General features: G+C 46.5%; 20 protein-coding genes. 13 read left to right on the plus strand and 7 right to left on the minus strand.

The features are described from left to right. The first annotated feature begins 40 nt into the window (after positions 1–40). Positions 41–1,360: an amino-acid N-acetyltransferase gene (argA, locus tag ORJ01_RS06590; RefSeq protein WP_226750490.1), complete on the plus strand. Its 1,320-nt coding sequence runs from the start codon at positions 41–43 to the stop codon at positions 1,358–1,360. A gap of 13 nt (positions 1,361–1,373) precedes the next feature. Here the strand turns inward: argA and proB are convergent, their stop codons facing one another. Beyond that, positions 1,374–2,495, minus strand: coding sequence for a glutamate 5-kinase (proB, locus tag ORJ01_RS06595; RefSeq protein ID WP_306177365.1), 1,122 nt, complete (start codon positions 2,493–2,495; stop codon positions 1,374–1,376). 158 nt (positions 2,496–2,653) lie between these two features. Here proB and ORJ01_RS06600 point away from each other — a divergent pair, with 158 nt between their 5' ends. Next, positions 2,654–3,292, plus strand: coding sequence for an OmpA family protein (locus ORJ01_RS06600; RefSeq protein ID WP_306177366.1), 639 nt, complete (start codon positions 2,654–2,656; stop codon positions 3,290–3,292). A 129-nt stretch (positions 3,293–3,421) separates the two neighbouring features. On the opposite strand, the gene ORJ01_RS06605 is transcribed toward ORJ01_RS06600, so the two are convergent. Continuing rightward, entirely contained in the window at positions 3,422–4,171 is a 750-nt protein-coding gene (locus tag ORJ01_RS06605) for a LamG-like jellyroll fold domain-containing protein (RefSeq protein ID WP_306177367.1), read from the minus strand. Between the two features lie 407 nt (positions 4,172–4,578). Between ORJ01_RS06605 and ORJ01_RS06610 the strand changes: the two genes are divergently transcribed. The 3 genes from ORJ01_RS06610 (at position 4,579) to ORJ01_RS06620 (ending at position 8,000) form a co-directional block, all read left to right on the plus strand. Then, on the plus strand, positions 4,579–5,544 hold the full coding sequence (locus tag ORJ01_RS06610; RefSeq protein ID WP_306177368.1) for a hypothetical protein: 966 nt from the start codon (positions 4,579–4,581) through the stop codon (positions 5,542–5,544). Positions 5,545–5,740: 196 nt separating this feature from the next. Next, a complete protein-coding gene (locus tag ORJ01_RS06615; protein WP_306177369.1) occupies positions 5,741–7,348 on the plus strand; it encodes a cell wall metabolism sensor histidine kinase WalK in 1,608 nt (535 codons plus the stop codon). Continuing rightward, entirely contained in the window at positions 7,329–8,000 is a 672-nt protein-coding gene (locus ORJ01_RS06620; RefSeq protein ID WP_306177370.1) for a response regulator transcription factor, read from the plus strand. The genes ORJ01_RS06615 and ORJ01_RS06620 overlap by 20 nt, the downstream gene beginning before the upstream one ends. A gap of 135 nt (positions 8,001–8,135) precedes the next feature. Here the strand turns inward: ORJ01_RS06620 and ORJ01_RS06625 are convergent, their stop codons facing one another. Next, the gene (locus tag ORJ01_RS06625; RefSeq protein ID WP_306177371.1) at positions 8,136–8,693 is read right to left on the minus strand and encodes a phosphoribosyl-AMP cyclohydrolase; all 558 of its coding nucleotides are present in this window, start codon (positions 8,691–8,693) and stop codon (positions 8,136–8,138) included. Positions 8,694–9,054: 361 nt separating this feature from the next. Here ORJ01_RS06625 and ORJ01_RS06630 point away from each other — a divergent pair, with 361 nt between their 5' ends. Genes ORJ01_RS06630 through ORJ01_RS06640 form a run of 3 tightly spaced genes read left to right on the plus strand, consistent with a single transcriptional unit; the run spans position 9,055 to position 11,202 of the window. Beyond that, complete coding sequence (locus ORJ01_RS06630) at positions 9,055–9,435, plus strand: MerC domain-containing protein (protein ID WP_306177372.1); 381 nt, start codon at positions 9,055–9,057, stop codon at positions 9,433–9,435. Further along, positions 9,416–10,636, plus strand: a complete 1,221-nt coding sequence (gene zigA / locus ORJ01_RS06635) for a zinc metallochaperone GTPase ZigA (protein ID WP_306177373.1) — start codon at positions 9,416–9,418, stop codon at positions 10,634–10,636. Before ORJ01_RS06630 ends, zigA begins: the two co-directional genes overlap by 20 nt. Continuing rightward, a complete protein-coding gene (locus tag ORJ01_RS06640; RefSeq protein WP_306177374.1) occupies positions 10,633–11,202 on the plus strand; it encodes a DUF1826 domain-containing protein in 570 nt (189 codons plus the stop codon). The genes zigA and ORJ01_RS06640 overlap by 4 nt, the downstream gene beginning before the upstream one ends. 94 nt (positions 11,203–11,296) lie before the next feature. Here the strand turns inward: ORJ01_RS06640 and ORJ01_RS06645 are convergent, their stop codons facing one another. After that, the gene (locus ORJ01_RS06645; protein ID WP_306177375.1) at positions 11,297–11,764 is read right to left on the minus strand and encodes a CreA family protein; all 468 of its coding nucleotides are present in this window, start codon (positions 11,762–11,764) and stop codon (positions 11,297–11,299) included. 248 nt (positions 11,765–12,012) lie between these two features. Here ORJ01_RS06645 and ORJ01_RS06650 point away from each other — a divergent pair, with 248 nt between their 5' ends. Next, positions 12,013–12,831: an HAD family hydrolase gene (locus ORJ01_RS06650; protein ID WP_306177376.1), complete on the plus strand. Its 819-nt coding sequence runs from the start codon at positions 12,013–12,015 to the stop codon at positions 12,829–12,831. Positions 12,832–13,033: 202 nt separating this feature from the next. Here the strand turns inward: ORJ01_RS06650 and speE are convergent, their stop codons facing one another. Beyond that, a complete protein-coding gene (speE, locus tag ORJ01_RS06655; RefSeq protein WP_306177377.1) occupies positions 13,034–13,900 on the minus strand; it encodes a polyamine aminopropyltransferase in 867 nt (288 codons plus the stop codon). 134 nt (positions 13,901–14,034) lie between these two features. Between speE and speA the strand changes: the two genes are divergently transcribed. From speA to ORJ01_RS06670, 3 genes are all read left to right on the plus strand, one after another. Beyond that, complete coding sequence (gene speA, locus ORJ01_RS06660; RefSeq protein ID WP_226750505.1) at positions 14,035–15,921, plus strand: biosynthetic arginine decarboxylase; 1,887 nt, start codon at positions 14,035–14,037, stop codon at positions 15,919–15,921. 107 nt (positions 15,922–16,028) lie between these two features. After that, positions 16,029–16,919, plus strand: coding sequence for an acyltransferase (locus ORJ01_RS06665; RefSeq protein WP_306177378.1), 891 nt, complete (start codon positions 16,029–16,031; stop codon positions 16,917–16,919). 14 nt (positions 16,920–16,933) lie between these two features. Next, positions 16,934–17,863: an acyltransferase gene (locus ORJ01_RS06670; protein WP_306177379.1), complete on the plus strand. Its 930-nt coding sequence runs from the start codon at positions 16,934–16,936 to the stop codon at positions 17,861–17,863. Positions 17,864–17,927: 64 nt separating this feature from the next. Here the strand turns inward: ORJ01_RS06670 and ORJ01_RS06675 are convergent, their stop codons facing one another. Both ORJ01_RS06675 and ORJ01_RS06680 read right to left on the minus strand, forming a co-directional pair. After that, on the minus strand, positions 17,928–19,136 hold the full coding sequence (locus ORJ01_RS06675) for a methyltransferase (RefSeq protein WP_306177380.1): 1,209 nt from the start codon (positions 19,134–19,136) through the stop codon (positions 17,928–17,930). Further along, a complete protein-coding gene (locus tag ORJ01_RS06680; RefSeq protein ID WP_306177381.1) occupies positions 19,136–19,981 on the minus strand; it encodes a tetratricopeptide repeat protein in 846 nt (281 codons plus the stop codon). Before ORJ01_RS06680 ends, ORJ01_RS06675 begins: the two co-directional genes overlap by 1 nt. A gap of 312 nt (positions 19,982–20,293) precedes the next feature. Here ORJ01_RS06680 and ORJ01_RS06685 point away from each other — a divergent pair, with 312 nt between their 5' ends. After that, the gene (locus tag ORJ01_RS06685; RefSeq protein ID WP_306177382.1) at positions 20,294–22,033 is read left to right on the plus strand and encodes an acetolactate synthase 3 large subunit; all 1,740 of its coding nucleotides are present in this window, start codon (positions 20,294–20,296) and stop codon (positions 22,031–22,033) included.

The raw sequence follows: 22,033 nt of genomic DNA on the forward strand, positions 1-22,033 counted from the left end.
GACTTAACCTTAAATGTTAACCAAAGGATCTTCATCGCCCGTGCGCACTACTGAACTTGTCAGCGGTTTCCGCCAATCTGCCCCTTATGTGAATGCCCACCGCGGTAAAACCTTTGTCATCATGCTCGGTGGCGAAGCGATTATGCAATCGGGTATCCGCAGTATCGTTAACGATATTGCCTTGTTAAATAGCCTCGGTATTAAAATCGTTCTAGTGTATGGCGCTAGGCCGCAGATCAATCAGGCCTTGCAACAAGCCGGCTTAGAGCCACAATACCATAATCGCGTGCGCGTCACTGACGACGAATCCTTTCGACTGATTAAACAAGTCGCCGGTGCCTTACAATTAGATATTACCGCTCGCTTATCGATGAGTTTGAGCAATACGCCCATGCAAGGCGCACAAATTAACGTGGTGAGTGGTAACTTCGTTATTGCGCAGCCGCTAGGCGTTGACGAAGGTGTCGATTATTTCCACAGTGGTAAAGTAAGACGCATTGATACCAACGGTATTCGCCGGCAATTAGACAACAACGGTATCGTACTGATGGGACCCATTGCGGCGTCTGTCACCGGGGAAAGTTTTAATCTGACCGCCGAAGAAATTGCCACGCAGGTCGCGATCCGTTTAAAAGCCGATAAGATGATAGGCTTTAACGAAGCAGGGGGCATTACTGACGAAGATGGGCAAATTACAGCCGAATTAATGCCAAACCGTGCTGAAGAAATTATGCAGCGATTAGCTGCAGACAGTGATGCTTGTGTAGGTACGGTAGCTTTTTTAAATGCCGCCATTACGGCGTGTCGAGCGGGCGTACCACGCTGTCACTTGGTTTGTTACAACGAAGATGGCTCAATCTTACAAGAATTGTTCTCACGTGATGGTATCGGTACGCAAGTGGTTACCGAATCCGCAGAAAAACTCCGGCGCGCGGCGATCAGCGATATCGGTGGTATCCTTGATTTAATCCGGCCGTTAGAGCAGCAAGGCCTGTTGGTGCGCCGCTCACGCGAGCAATTAGAAATGGAAATTGAACATTTCACTCTGATCGAACGTGACGGTTTAGTAATTGGTTGTGCAGCGCTGTATCCGTTTCCTGAAGATAATGTCGGCGAGTTTGCCTGTTTAGCCGTACATCCTGATTATCGCGATGCCGACCGTGGCAGCATCTTGTTAAAAAGCGTGATCCAGCAAGCACGGCAGCGCAAGTATGACCGGTTATTTGCCTTAACCACGCGCAGCATTCACTGGTTTTTGGAGCAAGGCTTCCAGTTGGTGACTGTCGATGACTTACCTAGTCAGAAAAAGCAGCTGTATAATTACCAGCGCCGCTCAAAAATTTTAGCGCTCGATTTTTAAAACTCCACGCCAGCTAAGCTGGCGTTGTTGTTTCAAACAGGGCTAAATCATCTCGATGCACGGCCACTTCACTTGGGCAATACCCTAACAAGCTGGCAATCTGCTGGCTTTTCGCACCACGAATTTTGGCCAGTTCTAAAGCACTGTACTGACTGATCCCCTGCGCCAAGGTAAGCCCCGCCTCTGTTTGCAGCAATACTGCATCACCTTTGTCAAAATGGCCTGCCGTAGCGGTAATGCCCGAAGGTAATAATGACGCACCGCGTTGCTGTAATGCTAGGGCCGCGCCCGCATCAACCACAATACTTCCCTGCGGTTTTAAGTTGTGCCGCAACCAATGTTTCTTGGCGCTGATGCGTTCTTGTTGCCGTTGAAACAAAGTACCACAGTGCCGATCGGCTAATAACTCATCAAAGGTGGTAGCCTTTTGTCCATTAATAATCAGCGTATCAATACCGGCCTTAGTGGCTTTATCTGCCGCTTGAATTTTCGTTGCCATACCGCCCGTGCCAATGGCATGGTGGCTGCCGCCCGCCATCGCATAAATAGCGGGAGTTATATGCTCAACTAAGGGAATAAGCTTGGCCTCTGGTGTAGTACGCGGATTGGCATTAAACAAACCGTCAATATCAGAGCAAATTAATAAGGCATCAGCATCGGCTAAAATCGCAACCATCGCGGCGAGATTATCGTTATCGCCCACTTTTAATTCCGCTGTGGCTACCGTGTCGTTTTCATTGACTATCGGCAGCACCTGATTTGCTAACAAAGTGCGCAAGGTGTTATCGATATTCAGATAACGGCGCCGATCTTTTAAATCATCGTGGGTCAGTAAAACCTGCGCACAATCAAAATCAAAAAGCTGTGCCCAGCAAGCCATCATGCGGCTTTGCCCTACTGCCGCCATCGCTTGTTTAATGTTAATCGGCAAAGGTAAATGCTTAAAACTAATCGCATTGCGCCCAGCAGCGACACTGCCAGATGAAACCAGCACCACTTCAGTACCCGCAGCGCGACACTCGGCAATAAAGCGCGCAATCGACAATAAATAGCGTGTTGAACAGCCGTCTGCCGAAGGTGCAATTAAAGCACTACCCACTTTTAACACTATACGTTTCCAACCTCGAACGGGCATATCCTGCATCCTTAGCGCTCATTTAACTTGCTTAGCTTAAAGTTTGGAAGTCTATATGTCTATTGCTATTTATCTGCTAACACTGATACCAATTCAGCCATGATTCAGCCGCTAGGCCTAAGCTTAGCCTTAATTACCTTGCTTCACGGAGTAACACCATGAATTTAAAAGTCTCTACCGCCTTAATAATGTCAGCCAGCTTAGTCTTAGCCGGTTGTGCAACCACAGAAAATCAAAATACTGCGCGCGGTGCCGCTATTGGCGCCGTTGTTGGGGCCGTTGCGGGTAAAGCTACGGGTAACCATAAAGACAAGCGTATCGTAATTGGTGCTGCCGTAGGCGCTTTAACCGGGGCTGCCGTTGGTAGCTACATGGATAAGCAAGAAAAAGCCCTGCGCGAAGAGCTTAGTGGCTCAGGCGTTAAAGTGATCCGCAATGGCGATAAACTGATGTTGGATATCCCAGCTCAGCTGACCTTCGAAATTAACCGCTCAGACGTGCGTGCCAGCTTATACCCTGTATTAAATGATATCGCCAAAGTATTGCGCGATTATCCTAAAACCATGTTAGTGATTGCTGGCCACACCGATGATACCGGTACACGCCAATACAACATGACGTTATCTACCGCCCGTGCTGATGCCGTGAAAAATTACCTAGTGGCGCAAAGTGTGCAGTCGATACGTTTAGAAACCATTGGTTATGGCCCAGATTACCCGGCTTTACCGAATAATTCAGATGCCAATCGTGCAGCAAACCGCCGTGTCGAAATTCATATTGAGCCTGTGGTTGAATAAACTACAAGCCTTAAACAAAAACGCAGCCTAAAGGCTGCGTTTTCTATTTTAATATTTTACCCATGCAACTTTTAGCTTTAGCTAACTCAACACTAAAAGCAGACTTAAAGTAAAGTGGATATCAGCGAATTATTTTTTACCTAATCTGGTTCTAACCGCCATGATTAATCCAAAACCAAACAGCAACAATGTTGCAGGTGCCGGCACGGCAACAGTGTCAGAAACAGAACTAGCACCAGAACCTGTGCGATATAATCCGGCCACATCTTCCGCACTTAGCAAGCTATCATTCCATATTTGAATATTATCAATGTAACCTGTGTAGCTTTCGGTTGTTGCTCTGTTAATACCCACTCTGAAGTTTTGTAACCCGCCTGGGTTATAACCAATGTTTTGAACGAAAGCACCATTAAAATATAAGCGGGCATTACTTCCACTAAATTTTTGCACCACGATATGCTGCCAATCATTCGCAACCGCCGCACCAATAGTTGAGTTAGCACCGTTAGCAGAGATCAGTCTATAATCGCCATCAAAGCTATCTATTTGCCAAGAGTTTGTGGTGTTAGGGTCTACTAAATTTGAAAATATTCCTTTAAATTGGCCTTGGTTTGCTTGCTCAGTGAAAAGCCATAGAGACAAAGTCCAATCCGTTAAACCACCTGGCCCGGTTACGTTTAAATAATTTGCACCATTACCATCAGAGAAATAAGCTTGTTTAGAAAAGTCCGCTGTGCCAACTGTGGCTAAATTGTAAACGGATGATTGGGTGTTGTTGGCAGCATTTCCGTCAAAATCATAAGCGGCAATGAGGCCTGCTGACGCTTGTGTAGAAATGGCTGCCATTGCTGCAAATGCTAATAGCCGTACAAATTTCATAGTGCTTATCCCTAAATTAAAACTATCATTTTTGTTAAGTAAAAATGCTTAATAGTACAAAAGAGTTATCAAGCAAAAATAATGCCAAACATCAAGTGCATGATTTAATTAAATTTAAAAAGAAGCCGCTGTTGCGATTGTAAAAAATCCTGACATTTACAAAGTAGCAAAAATGCTTTTGCCCGGGCGAAACGCTTACCTATTAATCATAAGAAATAATCAGTAGGCTCGGCTTTTTATCGTTTGGCTAACCATAGCGGAGACAACAAAGGGTAACTCAGCGTGATTAGCTAAATGTGTTCTCTTAACATCAACTGTTTTAAAATGTATTACTAAACACTTTCTTTGTGATAAAACGCTGAGCTATTCATGCTCTATATTTGACGATATGCCGCTAAGCAGCCATAGTGGCAGTATTGCAACCGGCATTCATTTTCAATGGCAGTAACGTTTTTATGCGCTTGTCTCTGGTCATTTTACTATTTACAGCTTTCAGCATCGGCGCTTCAGAAAACCTGAGTGACCACGAAGCGTTTTGTCAGCAAGACAACACAATAAGCTGTGAGCACTATCTGCAACAGCAACTTACTGCAACTACCCCCTACAGCAATAATTGGTTTCGGATAAAAGCCTACCAACTCAATTATCTGTTTGATAAACAGCATTTTTTACAATTACAACATGAAGCAGAGTATTTATTAACGCAGCCCGCTATGCCTGATGTGTTTCGGGTACAACTCTATTTTTACTATGCTAAAGCGCTGTTTTATTTTAAAAAAACCGATGAAGCAAAAATCTATGCTGCCAAAGCAGTGGCAATCTTAAAGGAGGTTTACACCGCTTTTGGTAACCCACTGCGAATAGTCGAGTTGGCCAACCTGCAATACTATTTAGGCGAACTTGATCAGGCAGAGCAACTCCTGCGTTTTGCTCAATCGCATTATTCTAAAAGTATCGATCCTCTGTTCTTATTCGAACTGAATTCTAATTTGGCACATATCAGCCATCAGCGAAATGATTTAGCGTCTGCAGCGGCTTACCGTGCAGACGCATTGGCTGCTGCTATTTCGCTTGGTCATACTGGCAAAATGATTATCGGGATGGGCAATCTGGCCCGCACACAACAACTACTAGGCCAGTTAGCGGCGGCAGATCAGCTCTACCAAGATTCGCTAAAGTATACCGCCGAGCCAGAGCACCAAGTGCAACACCATATTCATCTGCTGCGACTGCTGGAGATAAACCTACAGCTCAAACGTCCAGCGCAGGCTTACAGCTACTTTAAGCAAATCGAGCCAGCAGCACTGGGCAGTTTTCATCAACAACTGTATCAGCAACTCGCCACTCGCTTGGCGCAAACCGCTGAGGAATAAAGCATGCATTGCTGCTTAATGTTGTAAAGAAAAACACCGCACTCTATTTTTGCTTAGCGAAGTGTCACAACCCCTGATCACAGCAGTAGAATAGTTTGCTTGATCGATTTACGCACAATGTTAACGTTATTTTCATGCTTAAACCCATTTAACTGCCTATACTGCGCTCATGTTCCGCTCTCAATAAATTAAGTCTATGTACCAACGCAAACTGATTGTCTCGCTTTGTATTTTATTAACCGTGGTACTACTGCAGTCTGTCATCAGCTTTTGGGCGCACCAAAATTCTGAATTTCATACAGAGCGTAACCGAATTGCCAATCAGATGCTGGCAGAGTTTTTCTCGCTGCGTGCGGATAAGCAACGGCTAAAAGTGTGGTTGGCAGAATATCTGCTCACCGAAAATGCCAATACGGATTTTCGTGACACCTTGTCATCCCGTATGCAGGCACAATTGACGGATCTAGACCAACTGGCTATTCGCGATCAACTATACAGTACCAGTGAGGCCGATTTACAACATATCATGGCACAAGTGAAAGTCATTTCACTGCTGCAAAGCAACTTACAAACCTTAGAGCGGGCGCTAAAAACACAAGAAATTGCGCTATATAGCGATGATGCCGAACGGTGGCGTATTTTAATCGCCATGTTTGACACCTTTCAAGACGCAGACTTAGCGGAACTGCTGCAACAGGCGATCTTGCAACAAAAACAACGTGCTGAGCTCACCGAGCAAGATGCGCTAAACGCACTGCTGTTAGTCAAACGCGCTATTGCCGCGATCAGTGTCATTGCCATTTTGCTTACCTTATGGCTGGCGATATATCTGTCACGGGCGTTGAGTCGCCCTTTGCAAAATTTGCTAAGCGGCACGCAACAATTGCAGCAAGGGCATTTTTCACACCGCATTCATGAAAGTGGCTCGACCGAGTTTGCTGAACTCGCCCGGCAATTTAATCTCATGTCGGGCTATATTTTTGCTTACGCCGAACAAGAAAAGAAAAACCAACAAGCCACCGAGCAACTGGTGCAAACCCGCACCAGTGAGTTGCAAAATGCTTTAACGCAGTTGCATCATGCTGAACAGCGACAAAAACAGCTGTTAACCGACATTAGCCATGAATTACGAACACCGGCCACCAGCATTCAGGGTGAAGCTGAAATTAGCTTACGCGGTAAAGACAAAGATATTGCTGAATATAAAGAAGCATTCGAGCGTATCCTCGCGGCCAGCAACCAACTGAATCAACGCATTGATGATTTGTTATTTTTGGCTAGAGGTGAAGACCGTCTGGTACAGGTTAGCCTTAAACCTTTGCTTACCAGCACTTTTATGGGCATGGCATTGAAAATCATTAAGCAACATCTGAATAGCCGTTTTGAACTGGAGCATTGCCTCGTGCCTAGCCTACCTGAAGATCAATGGTTACTGCTCGACGTTGAAAAGTTTGCGGTGGTATTGCGTATTATTACCGATAATGCCCAACATTATTCACGCCAACATACCTGCCTGAAACTGACGTTTAGCGCTGATCAAAACGAGCTTCGACTGCAACTGACAGACCAAGGTATTGGCCTACAACCGGCAGATAGGCAACAGCTGTTTCAACGACATTACCGCAGTGCGGCAGCACGGCAGGCGCGTCCAGATGGCTTGGGTGTGGGCTTATGTATCGCTAAAGCCATTGTTGAAGCGCATGACGGCAGCATCCGCCTTGACGCTAATGATATTAAAGGCTGCACGGTAACGATTGGCCTCTCTCACTTTTGTGGAACTGAAGATGAAAATACTGATTGTTGAAGATGATGAAAAAGTGGGGAGCTTTTTATCCCGAGGGCTGAAAGCCGAAGGTTACTTGACATTATTGCTGGACTCCGGCGCAGGTATTTTTGACGTGTTAAGCCAATTTGAGCCCGACGTTATCGTCTTAGACCGTATGCTCCCCCAAACAGACGGTTTAACCTTGTGTCAGCAATTACGCAGCCAAAAAGTAAGCGCCCGTATTCTTATTTTATCCGCGTTGTCTGAAGTAGACGAGCGTGTAAAAGGGTTACGTGCCGGTGCCGATGATTACCTAGGTAAACCTTTTCATTTTGAAGAGTTACTGGCGCGTATTGAAGCATTAGGCAATCGTATGGCCGCAGGTGAACGCACCAGACAATTAACCGTCGCCGACTTACAGCTCGATTTAGATAGCATGATCGCGCAGCGTGCCGGCACCACTCTGACGTTAACCGCCAAAGAGCTCGGCATACTGGAACTGTTAATGAGTAACAGTGGCAAAGTGTATAGCCGCGAGCGCATCCTGACCAATGTGTGGGGCCTAAATGAAGATCCCCTGACCAACATTGTTGATGTGTATATGGCGAGGCTACGGAAAAAAATTGACGATCCTTACCCAATTAAATTGCTCCACACCCGGCGTGGCTTGGGTTACTGCCTGCAAGAATGATTGACTGCACGACAAGGCATTACGTTTGTCACGTTTTTTCGGAGACTTTTCGATAAAAAGGGCTAGTAACGCTGTTGTGTTACTAGCCAAGGTTGGGATGAGCTGGGTAATACGCGTCAAACACGCGTTGGCAATTTATTGGCTATAAGGTAAAGAAGAATGGTGCAATACGATGCGCAGCGCGCCTTGCTCATCCTTCTTAAAGCCCCAAGTTTTATCAACGGTGGTTACGTTACCGCCTTTGTCAGTCAGCATAACGTGACCCATCGTTAAGGCTAAATCACCATTAATATAGACACTGGCATTGCTAAAGTCATAACCCTGCCAACCTTTTAGCGCAAAGCCGCTGTCATTGGCATATTCGGCATTGTTGCCGATAAAATAAGACAAGGCGCCGTCATAGTTGGTGCGAAATGTCTGGTTGCCATTAGCTAAAGTGGGTTTAAACAACACCGCACCTAAATTGTAACCATAGGCGGCATCTAACACTTGGCGGGCCACTTTTTCAGCTTGCGCTTGTCCACCTGCGTTATAAGCCGCGCTGATGTCAATGAGTGCTTGTCCCCAAGCTTGCTGCGCTGCTTTCACTTCAGCTTCAGTAATATTGTTGTTTACTACCGGCGCTGCCATAACCGCACTGCTTGCCAACACAGACAGCGCTATTGAAACCATTACTAACTTTTTGTTCATCATAATTATTGTTCCGTTCTATTAAGTTACAAGAGGTTGTATTTAACTGCTGACCACTTTACTCAGACAATCTGAACAACAACTCCCACTAAACATGAACACAACGCAGCACTTAGATTAAAAATAAATGAACAACGGCAACTACGTCGTTTGTTTCAACACACTGGCTTATTTAAAGCGGCACTGTTTGACGCTTGCGCTAACCAGCACTTGTCACTTCTGACAATTCGCATTTGACGGCCATAATGTTACGTTATAACATATGGCAATTGTTATACTGTAACAATTTCCCATGCGCACATTCTGCAAAATACGGCTCGTCATTACTGACAACAGGACCGGATATCGCACACTGAGAGATTTTATGAAAGACATTATCGCCGCGGCGTTATCAGGCCTGTGTATCGTCCATTGCCTTGCTACCCCGATTTTATTGCTGTTGGGCAGCTCTGGCTTAATGCTTGGCGTATTAAGCTCAGAGTGGTTTCATTATTTGATGTTACTTCCCATCAGTGTATTACTGGCTTGGAGTCTGCCTGGTGGTTGGTGCGTACACAAGCATACCGCCCCTTTTGTCTTGGGTTTGGCAGGTTTTTTACTGCTAATCATCTCTCTTTTCGCCTCGCACTATGCAGAAACCGCATTGTCTTTGATTGGAGGTGGGCTGTTAATCGGCGCGCATCTCTATAACCGTCAACTGCTTCTTCAAGCACAAGGAATGCAACATGCTGCCCACTCAGCGTAGTAACGACAAACGCCTCCCCGTTACCGTGTTATCAGGCTTTTTAGGTGCCGGTAAAACCACATTACTCAATCATGTTTTAAATAACCGCGACGGTTTGCGCGTCGCGGTTATTGTGAATGACATGAGTGAAATTAACATTGATGCCCATCAGTTAAATAAAGAGGTCAGCCTTAACCGTGCTGAGGAAAAACTGATTGAAATGAGCAATGGCTGTATTTGCTGCACCTTACGTGAAGATTTATTGATCGAAATTAGTAAACTGGCTAAAGCCGGTCGTTTTGATTATTTATTAATTGAATCGACCGGTATTTCAGAGCCGCTACCCATTGCAGAAACCTTTACTTTTGAGCACGAAGACGGCCAAAGCTTAGCCGATATTGCTCGGCTAGATACACTGGTAACAGTGGTAGATGCCGTAAACTTTATGGCTGACTTTGAGACCGCGCATGACTTAGCCGAACGAGGAGAAAGTTTAGGTGAAGACGACGAACGCAGTGTCGCTGATCTACTTATTGAGCAAGTCGAGTTTTGCGATGTCTTAGTGATCAGTAAAACCGATTTAGTTAGTGCAGAGCAATTAGCACGCTTCAGCGCCATTTTACGTAGTTTGAACAGCCGTGCCCGCATTATTTATGCTGAGAAAGGCCAAGTCGGATTGCCGCAAATACTCAACACAGGCTTATTTAATTTTGAACAGGCACAGCAAGCGGCAGGCTGGTTAAAAGAGTTACGCGGCGAACATAAACCCGAAACGGAAGAGTACGGCATTAGCAGTTTTGCTTTTTATGCTCGTAAGCCTTTTCATCCAGAGCGATTTTACCATTTTTTACATCAAGACTGGCCAAGTGGGCGTTTATTGCGATCTAAAGGCTATTTCTGGTTAGCTAACACGCCTGAGCATGCTTGGCTGTGGCATCAGGCGGGTGGCATGGCTCGTTATCATATCGCAGGACTGTTTTGGCAGGCTGTACCCTCAGAGCAATGGCCCGAAGAGCCAGAGATGCAAGACGCGATTAAACAAAGCTGGCAGGAACCCTTTGGCGACCGCCGCCAAGAGTTGGTATTTATAGGGCAGCAACTGGATAAAACGGCAATACTGGCACAATTGAACGCGTGCTTACTTACTGACAGCGAACTAGCGCAAGGCGAACAGCATTGGCATCAGCTCCCCAGCTTATTTGTTCAGGAGCTAACCGTATGAGTGCGCTAGCCTTCAATGCATTTCGCCCCCAGATACAACAGGTCATGGCTGAGGATCCCACTGACCTGACCCGCATATTTAATGATGATGTGAACTTAGTCAGCTGGCAACGTAATGCCGATAACGCCATCACAGAATACTGCCGTACACTGGCGCTCACGATGCCAATCAAACGTATTGTTCACGTCGATTCGATACAAACCGATATTGGTCATGCCTTACCTGATGCGCAGGGAAAAGAGGCTTTTCTGCACGATATTGCCCTGCTCTGCCACATGTTCAGTTGCTTAATGGATTGCCAGCAACTGGGGCTACGTTTAGAAACCTTACGTCAACCGATGTGCCCCAAATTTCATACTGATCATCTGGTGTGCCGTTTGGTATGCACTTATCTTGGCCCTGGCACCGAATGGCTAGACGCGAACGCTAATACCTTAAAAGCTGCCCCCTTTGCCGTTACGTTGCTTAAAGGCTCAGGCTGGGAGGGTAACGAGCAGCACGCTATTGTTCACCGCTCACCCGCCGGTGACGCTCCCCGCGTGTTGCTAACTTTAGATCCGATGTAACATCACACATATCATGACAAACCCGCTAATCGCTGCAATGTGTAATTATCGGCAGCAACGCAAATAAGCTTGTTATCCCAGCTAGTTAAGTAAATTAAGGCTGTACCGTCTTCGCTTCGCTGTAAGCTTGCGTGCCCCACAGCGGTACCGTCGACAGGCTGTGTTTAAAGCTGCCTGAGGTTTCTTTGGTGGAGTAAGACAAATACATTAACGTCTGGTTTTCAGCATCGAAAATACGTCGAATTTTCATGCTTTTAAAAAAGATGCTTTTTGATTTGGTAAACAGCACTTCACCGCTTTTGCTCTTATCTATTTTAGCGATCATCTCAGCAGTAATCGGGCCTGTTTGGCGACAAGCAATACCGCTATCAGAAGGGTCTGAAAGATTTAGATTGGCTTCAATGCTGGATACATGACAAGTCACACCGGTGACCAGCGGATCAGTAAAGGCATCAAGTTTAATATCCTTAGTGGTAAAGACGCCTAATGACACGTCACCCACTTCATTGCGGTTACACCCCGCCAATATTAACAACAGTAAAGCCCCGAAGAGTAAACGCATGTTAAGTTCTCCTTTGTTAAATAAATATATTGGTGCAAGCCACAGCTGGTAACAGTATAGGTACCAGTAAAACACACCGGCATAATTTTTGTCAGTATTAAAGCATGTTGTTCACGTTTCAAGGCCTCAGCCCATACAGATAAAAACCACATACGGTGCCTTTACGTATGGCATACTTCATCATCTAGGTTGTCGGCGGGGTTTGGCTGTCAGCTCGGTTAGTCTTTTTAAGCTCGGAAATGCCCTATATGTATCTGATTTGTTTTGACTTGGACGGCACCCTGTTAAACAACGCCTCTGAGATCTCCCGCTTCACCTACGACACCTTACAACTGTTAAGCGAGAAAGACATTGCCTTCACCATTGCCACCGGGCGCACTATGCTGTCGGCACAGCGAGCGGTGGCGGGTCATAAATTTGTTTTACCGCAAATCTATAATAATGGCGTAACTATCTGGGATCCGAACACCCAGCAACTGACCTTAGAGAACATCTTAGAGCAGACTGAAATTAATACTATTCTTGAGCTTGCTCTGCGCCAAGGGATCTCGCCCTTTGTGCACGTGATTGCACAGCACCAACATGTGGTGTTTCATGCTGAAACCCAGCACGATGTGGAAAAAAGACTGGTCGAAAAGTACTTTAGCGACACGCCACAACAGCTGCAGCCGCTTCACGCCTTAGCGCCTGAGCATCAGGTCACGAATATCAGCATGATTGGCGAGGCAGCCACCATTCATGCCATGTGGCTAAAATTAAACACCTATACAAACCTTATTGCCTACTCAGGCCCTGCCCTTGAGGGACCGCAGTATCGTTGGATGGACGTGCATCATTACCAAGCCAATAAAGGCAAGGCCGTTGCGCAGTTGAAAAAACAACTGGGTGCCAGCAAAGTTATTTGTTTTGGGGATGGTGATAACGATTTAAGTATGTTTGCTTGTGCTGATGAAAGTTACGCCCCCGCCAATGCCATTGACGAAATTAAGCAAGTGGCCAGTGCGGTGATTGGGCATCACCATGAAGATGGCGTCGCGCATTTTCTTCGCGAACGTTTCTCGTTGTAATAAGAAACGCCTGCCAATGCAGCAATACCGATGAGTTTAGTGTTTAGCATGACGCGGTTTGCTCACATCAACACGCCATGAATCATCCCTGAGGCCCCTTTTCGGCCATCCATGGCCTTCAACGGTTGATTTAGAGCAAACAGGTCATGCTTAACTGAATTACATTATACCAATGCAGGCGTTTTTATTATTCAACACTACCTTACTGGTTTGCAGCAAAGGCTTTCTTTACAAAGTTAGGCAAGGCCGCGGCGGCTTTATGCACCTCAACGTTGTAATACTCTGTATCAAAGCCAGCGTTCGCCGCCGCTTCTTCGCGAAAACCGTTAAATTCACCGCTTTTCTTCGCCAAGGTACAGGTCCACCAACCAGAGGGATAAACCATTTGCGGGAAGTTTAGTGTTTGCAAACTGGCAAAACCGGCATCGCTCATCGCTTGACGCATCGCGGTTAATAACGGCATATGAATAAGTGGCGATTCGCTTTGCTGCACTAAGATACCGTCATCGGCTAACGCCGCTAAGCAGCTAGCATAAAAAGCGCGGTTAAATAAACCTTCGCCCGGGCCAATCGGATCGGTAGAATCAACAATAATCACATCAATGGAGCCGGCGGCCGCTTCACGCATAAATTTAATGCCGTCTTCAAATTTCAGCGTGGCACGTGGGTCATTGTTAGAGGCACACAGCTCAGGGAAATATTTTTCCGCCATGCGGGTGACTTGCTCGTCGATATCAATTTGCGTCACGCGCTCAACACCGGGGTGTTTTAACACTTCGCGTAAAGTGCCGCAGTCACCGCCACCAATAATCACCACATTTTTTGGGTTAGGATGCGTGAAAAGTACAGGGTGACTCAGCATTTCGTGATATAAGAAGTTATCACGGCTACTGAGCATAATAACGTCATCAATTACCATTAAATTACCAAAATGGGTGGTTTCGTACATGGCAATTTTCTGAAATGGTGACTGCACTTCGTCTAATTTCTGCGTAATCGCCAGACCAAACACACTACCACTGTCGGCAAACACCTCGGTAAGCCACTTTTTGTCATTAATTACTGACATAATTTCCCCCTGCATCGTATAAGGGGCGTATTTTGCCTGTGTTACAGGCCACATACAAATTTTTTGGGCAATTTTGCTGCACCAACCCGTTATAGGCTTTAAACTATAGCAGTTAATTTTTTTGAGGAAGCACAATGTCAGCTTGGGGTTTTGAAAAAGCGCGATCGATTTATAACGTGGCAGTCTGGAGTGAAGGCTATTTTGACGTCAATCAGGACGGTGATCTTATTGCCTATCCCGACCAAGATCACAGTAAAAACGGGATCAGCTTTCCCGAGCTTACGCAGCGTTTCAAAGAAGAAGGCTTAACCTTACCGGTTTTAGTTCGCTTTACCGATATTTTGCAGCACCGGGTGGACACGTTAATTAAGTCGTTTCAACTGGCCAAAGCAGAAAAAGAATATCAAGGACAATACACTGCCGTTTACCCCATTAAGGTAAACCAGCAGTTCTCTGTAGTAAAACGCTTAATTAGCCACGACAGCGGCAAGGTCGGCTTAGAAGCCGGTAGTAAGCCTGAATTAATGGCGATCTTGGGTGTGACTGAACAACCGCTGCAAATCGTTTGTAATGGTTATAAAGACAGCGAATTTTTACGCTTAGCCACCATCGGCCAAATGATGGGCCACACCGTGTATGTGGTGGTAGAAAAACTGTCTGAGCTTAAAACGCTGATCCGCGAAATTGATAACTTAGGCGCAGCACCGCGCATTGGTATTCGTATTCGCTTAAACTCGGTAGGTAAAGGCAAATGGCAAAACACCGGTGGTGAAAAGGGCAAGTTTGGCTTAACCGCTACTCAAGTATTGCAAGCGATCGACGTACTGCGTGCAGCGAACAAGCTCGACCTGCTGCAATTAGTGCATTTTCATATCGGCTCACAAATCGCTAATATCCGTGATATTCACAACGCTATCCGTGAATGTGCCCGTCACTATGCAGAATTACGCACCCTTGGCGTGCCTATCACCACGGTTGATGTGGGTGGTGGCTTAGGTGTCGACTATGAAGGGTCGAAATCGCGCTCAGCCTGCTCGATGAACTACACCATGATGGAATATGCGCGTAACGTGGTAAACGGCTTAAAAGAAGTCTGTGACGAGTACGACTTACCCCATCCGAACATTATTACCGAATCGGGCCGCGCCATGACCGCGCACCATGCGGTATTGGTTACCGATGCGATTGATATTGAACGCGCACCGGGTTTAGTCAATTTACCTGAGCCCAGCGAAGATTCACCCACGGTGATCTTAGGTTTGTGGGAAGCTTATCAAAGCGTCACGCCACGTTCAGCAATTGAAGCCTATCACGATGCGATCCACTACTTCACTGACGCCCATGCCCAGTACGTGCACGGTTTATTAACGCTGCAAGATTGGTCGTTATTAGAGCAAATTTACTTCGCTACCATTAACAAAGTGCGCGCGAATTTAGATTTATCGGCACGTTCGCATCGCAGTATTCATGATGAGCTGAACGAAAAGCTGGCAGATAAGCTGTTCGTTAACTTCTCATTGTTCCAATCTATGCCAGATGCTTGGGGTATCGACCAACTATTCCCAGTGATGCCACTCGAGCGGATGAACGAGCCACTGAATCACCGCGCTATTATTCAAGATATTACCTGTGACTCAGACGGTATGCTAAAAAGCTATGCCGATGGTAATGGTATTGAATCCAGTTTACCGCTGCCAGAATATAGCGATGATAAGCAGTATTTACTCGGCATGTTTATGGTCGGTGCCTATCAAGAAATCTTAGGTGACTTACACAACTTGTTTGGTGACACCGATTCAGTGCACGTTGAACTAACAGATGATGGCAGCTACAAGCTAACCAATATCATCAAAGGCGACACTGTTGCTGATGTATTACGCTATGTGCAGTTTGATGCAAAGAAGCTGATTGCCTCTTACACTAAACAGCTGGCGAAACTTGAAATGGAAAGTGAGCGTAAAGACGAACTGCTGGATGAGTTAAAAGCCGGCGTTTATGGTTACACCTATTTCGAAGATTAAGCTAGAATAGCAACTGATCGGACGAGTAACGCAGCTTATTAGCGCGTTACTCGTCTTACATTTATTTCCTGTTGCCGCCTCGGCAACACTAAATAATCAGGTGCGTTATGTTGGCGTTTTTACCCAAACCCCTTGTCGGTGTGCTTTCCATCCTACTGTATACCATCAATACTTTGTTCTGGTTTGTCCCTGTTTTGTTACTGGCTATCCTGAAGTTGCTGCCAATACCACTTTGGCAAAGCGGCCTCACTTATCTGCTGGATGCCTGTGCCGTATGTTGGATCAGCGTGAACAACTTCACCACGGCATTATTCACCCGTATTCGTTGGCATGTTCAAGGCATCGAGCAACTGTCGCGTAAAGAGTGGTATTTGATTATTGCTAATCACCAATCTTGGGCAGATATCTTGGTATTACAGAAGATTTTTAATCGCAAAATTCCATTTATTAAATTTTTTCTGAAAAAAGAACTGCTGTATGTGCCGTTTCTGGGCATTTGTTGGTGGGCGCTCGATTTTCCTTTTATGAAGCGTTACAGCAAAAGCTTTTTACAGAAAAACCCGCATTTGCAGGGTAAGGATATCGAAACTACGCGCAAAGCCTGTGAAAAATTCCGCTATAAGCCGGTCTCGATTATGAATTTTGTTGAAGGCACCCGCTTTACCAAGGCGAAGCACCAACAGCAGCAATCGCCATTTGCGCACTTACTGAAACCCAAAGCCGGCGGTACCGCCTTTGTGCTTGGCGCCATGGGCCAACAACTGCATAAGCTGCTAGATGTGACCATTTATTATCCGCAAGGGATCCCAACATTTTGGGATTACATCTCAGGCAAAGTTCATGCTATAACAGTAAAGGTTCAGGTATTGCCCATTTCAGAAGATTTGATAGGCGACTACAATGATCCTGCTTACAAAGCACATTTTCAGCAATACATTAATCAGTTGTGGTTAAATAAAGATCAACAACTGGTCGAGCTAGATAAAAACAGCCAGTAAACAAGGAGTGGACGATGTTAAGCATGTTGCCAGGGTTTCTGTTATTGCCGATCAGTTTTAGCTTATTTGCGCTTAATTTGGCATTTTGGGGCATCGTCGTCACCCCGCTGGGTTTATTAAAACTACTGATACCTAACGCTGCCGCCCACCGCTTGATTGCTAAGCTGGGTCGCTTTTGCTATCGCGGTTGGACACGAGTTAATACGGGTCTGATTAATCTCTTTAACGATGTCGATTGGCAAATTAGCGGTGAGCAGCAACTGGATAAAGAAAGCTGGTATTTGCTGATCGCCAATCATAAAAGTTGGTTAGATATTCCGGTGGTCAGTGCTTTTGCCGCCAAACTGATCCCCGAACCCAAGTTCTTTTTAAAAGACCAATTAAAATGGGTGCCCTTTTTAGGAACAGGTTGCTGGGCCTTGGATATGCCCTACATGAAGCGCTATAGCGCAGCGACCTTGACAAAGCGTCCTGAACTCAAAGGCAAAGATATCGAAACAACGCGTAAATCTTGCGCCAAATTTCGCCACGCTCCCACCACTATTATCAATTTTGTTGAAGGTAGCCGATGTACCGAGCAAAAGCAAAAATTGCGGCGCAGCCCTTTTAGCCATTTATTACCCCCGAAAGCCGGCGGTATTGCCTTTACCCTGGCCAGCATGGGTGAGCAGTTTAACGCCATCTTAGATATCACGCTTATTTACCCTGACAATCAGCAAAATATTGCGCTTGATATGTTGATGGGCCGTTTAAAACGCGTGGTGATCAAAGCCGAGATTTTAGCCGTGGATCAACACGTCATGGGTGATTACTTTAACGACGCGGTTTTTCGCGAGAATTTTCAGCAATGGCTGAATCAGCGTTGGCAGTCAAAAGATCAATACATTAGCGCCTATTATCAACAGCAACAAAGCGATACGTTTAAACAGCCTGTCCGCTGTTAATTCTCTGCAACATGGCAGTAAGCTGGCCTATTGCTTAGATAGGCGGCTTTCATTAGATTTGCCGTTAAACAGCGGGGTTTAAGCTGGCTTGCAGTAATAAATTACGTGGGGTCAGCTGATAATCACAAAAGGCTTGTACGCTTACCTGATAACCGTGTTGCTGCAAGTACAAGGCTCTATCCAGCACCAAATACAGCTCTAATGGCCGCCGAAACAGGTGCCGAACGATATCTAACCGCTGTACCAACAGATAACGCGCCTCGCCAGCCGCTAAATAACTCGGCCAGTCTGTAACTGCAGGTGCAATCAAATGCTGTAAACTGGCCGCCATCTTGGCAAACGCAGCAAAATCGCCACTAAACCACTGCTTGGGTAACGAAGGTAACGGTTGATATGCCCGCTGCCCCGTATGCAAAGCGCGCCATTCATCATAGGCTAAACGCCAAGTCACTTCGGTTTGCCGCAAACGACTGACCCGCTCACCCGCTGTAACTTGCCCTTGCACCGCCAGTTTTAAATCTTGCCGACTTAGCGCTAACGCATCGGCTTGTGCCTGTTTAGATAACGGCTGATAGTCTGAGCTGCTAATTAAATGATAGCAACAGGGGGCAACTTGTAACTGTTGGCAGCCTTTAGCTACCGCTACCGCTAATAATTGCAGATGAAGTTCCCCACAGGCATGCAAGGCTAGCACTTGTTGCTCGGCATGCACTGCCGCCGCCCCGGCGGTAGTTAGCACATCCGCCTGAATAAACTGCTGTGGGATCTTATGCTGTGAAGCTAAGGCACTGCCCGCCTCACATAAGCTTGGCTGCCATTCGATACTCGTCACGGTGCGGCTAGATTGTGCGGCAAACAGCCGGCCTAAATGGCCTTTACCGGCGCACCATTCCAGCACCGGCAACGCTTGCTCAGGAATAAACTGACAAAACTGCTGAATTTGCGTGAGCTTACGACCATGAATACCATTCGTTAACCAAAACGGCCAAGGCGAATTGTCGGCGGTTTTGCTGGCAGTCAACCACAAAGGCAAAGTCATTAACTCAGGAAAATACTCGGCAAAACAGCGGCGTTGTTGCTGCGGATCCTGATCTAGCACCGCGAGCTCACTGGCGCCAAGTTGCGACAGTTGTGCATTCAAGGCTGGCGAGAAGGGTAATGTCTGGCAGTTCATCGGTGAGAACTGCCAATACTGGCGATAGCGCTGCAATACACTGCTGAGCTGCTGAAACAACTCAGACAGCGCACTGCCCTGCAGCGGTGCGTTCGACATTAATACAACAGGGCGTATAAACGACGACGATATTGGCTGGCCAGGGGATCACCTTTCGGCAATGCCGCCAAAATATCTAAATACAATTTTTTGCTCTGACCAAAGTTTAAATCTTGCTGCAAAATTTTCAGTAACAGCGCTAGCGCCTCTTCTGAGCGCAACACCGCCTGATATTGCACCGCTAATTGTTCGATAAGGTGTTTATCTTCTGGCGCAGCGGCTAATTGTGCTTCTAATGCTTGGATCTCGGGGGTATTGGTGGCTTGCTGGGCTAATTCTAATTTGGCTAACACGGCTTTGTACAAGGCGTCTTGATCCGCTAAACGAACTTCCGCTAACAGCTTTTCAGCCTGCGTCAACTGACCTAAGCTAATGGCACAATCTGCTAACCAAATTTTGATCTCTATACGCTCCGGCGCCAGCGTTAAGGCCTCGGCGAGTAACGGATAAGCGGCGTTCATCTGCCCAGCTTCTAATTGTCGCTGCGCTTTCGCTAGCAAGTCATCTTCCGGCTTGGGTAAGTAAGCGGCCAAGCGTTGTAAAATTTGTTGTTCGGTTTCGACACCGGCAAAACCATCAACCGGTTGGCCTTCTTTAATAAACATAACGGTGGGCAGCGATTGCACACCAAATTGCATGGCTAAATCTTGCTCAGCATCGCAATCCACTTTCGCCAAACACAGTTGCTTGGGATATTGCTGCACTATTTTGCTTAATGTTGCCGTGAGCTGCTGACAGCCGGTACTACGAGCCGACCAGAATTGAAAAAGCACTAACTGTTGCATCGAGCGATCGAGGATCTCCCGCGCATTCATCATGGTGACGTCAACAATAGGGTTTTGCATTAGCGGTAAATCCTGTAACAAAAGTGATAGTTGATACTATGGTGGCGCCGCCGCCCTTTTTAAAGCAGTAAAGATGGCTAAAAAGTGAAAAAGGCATCGACATTCCCAAGCAGTTGCCGTAAATTAATTAAGCGCACAAAAAACGCCAGCAGAGCCATAAAGAAAGCGCAGGAACTGTAGCGAAAAGCTTACGCTTCCCGACATACCAGCCCACGTAGCACCACTGACAATCCGGTAACGGAATGTCGGCAGTTTTTGGTATTTAATGCCTTAAAACTGCTTTTACCTCAGCAACTGATGAGATACTACATTATGACAAGCCAATCCAAACAAGCCGAGATGTTATCGGGCGCAGCTATGGTAATCCGCGCGCTGGCCGATGAAGGGGTAGAATACGTCTATGGCTATCCCGGTGGCGCTGTGCTGCATATTTATGATGCGCTGTTTCAACAAACTCAAGTAAAACATGTGCTGGTACGCCATGAACAAGCCGCCACGCATATGGCCGATGCTTATGCTCGTGCTACCGGTAAAGCCGGTGTGGTGCTCGTGACTTCAGGTCCGGGTGCCACTAACGCCGTCACCGGAATTGCCACCGCCTATATGGACTCGATCCCGATGGTGGTGCTCACCGGCCAAGTGATGAGCCATTTAATCGGCGAAGATGCCTTCCAAGAAACCGATATGCTCGGTATTTCCCGGCCGATCGTCAAACATAATATGTCGGTGCGCCGCCCCGAAGATATTCCGGCACTAATTAAAAAAGCCTTCTATATCGCCCAAAGCGGCCGCCCAGGCCCAGTAGTGCTCGATATCCCGAAGGATATGACGATCCCAAGCCAAACCTTTGCTTATGATTACCCAAGCGAAGTGAAGCTGCGTTCATACCAGCCAAAATTAAAAGGCCATAGCGGCCAGATTAAAAAAGCCGTTACCGCGTTATTAGCCGCGAAAAGACCGATCATTTATGCTGGCGGCGGGGTCATAATGGGCCACGCATCAAGTGAACTGACTGAACTGGCGCAGCTATTAAATGTCCCCGTAACCAACACCTTGATGGGCTTAGGGGCTTATCCGGGTGAAGATAAGCAATTTGTAGGCATGCTGGGGATGCACGGCAGTTACGAAGCCAACCAAACCATGCACCACGCTGATGTTATTCTAGCCGTAGGTGCGCGCTTTGATGATCGCGTGACCAACAACACCAAAAAATTCTGCCCCGATGCCACGATTATTCATATTGATGTCGACCCGGCCAGTATTTCTAAAACGGTTAATGCGCATATTCCAATCGTTGGTTTAGTGCAGCCGGTGCTAGAAGAAATGCTTGGCCTGGTAAAGCAGAAAAAGAAAAAACTGGACGAAACCGCACTGGCCAGTTGGTGGCAACAAATTAATGCTTGGCGTGCCGTGCATGGCGGTCGTTATGACACCACCACCTCACAAATCAAGCCACAGCATGTCATTGAAATGGTGAGCAAAATTACTAAGGGTAATGCCTTTGTCTGTAGTGATGTTGGCCAACATCAAATGTTCGCGGCGCAGTATTACAAATTTAACAAACCGAATCGTTGGATTAACTCGGGCGGCCTTGGCACCATGGGCTTTGGTTTACCCGCGGCAATGGGCATTAAACTGAACTTCCCTGATGACGATGTGGTGTGTGTTACCGGTGAAGGCTCTATTCAAATGAATATTCAGGAGCTATCAACCTGTAAACAATACGGGCTGGGTGTAAAAATCATCAACCTGAATAATGGCTATTTAGGCATGGTGAAGCAATGGCAAGATATGAATTATGAATCGCGCTATGCCAGCTCTTATATGGACTCACTACCTGACTTTATTAAGTTAGCCGAAGCCTACGGCCATGTCGGTATTCGCGTAACGAAAACAGAAGAACTGGAGCCGGCCCTAGAGCGTGCTTTTGCTCTCAAAGATCAGTTGGTGTTTTTAGATATTCATATCGATCCGAAAGAGCATGTTTACCCGATGCAAATTCCAGGCGGTGCCATGAATGAGTTATTTTTAAGTAAGACAGAGAGGACTTAA

This window comes from Alishewanella sp. SMS8 (assembly GCF_030737935.1).
In the GTDB taxonomy this organism is placed as follows: Bacteria; Pseudomonadota; Gammaproteobacteria; order Enterobacterales; family Alteromonadaceae; genus Alishewanella; species Alishewanella maricola.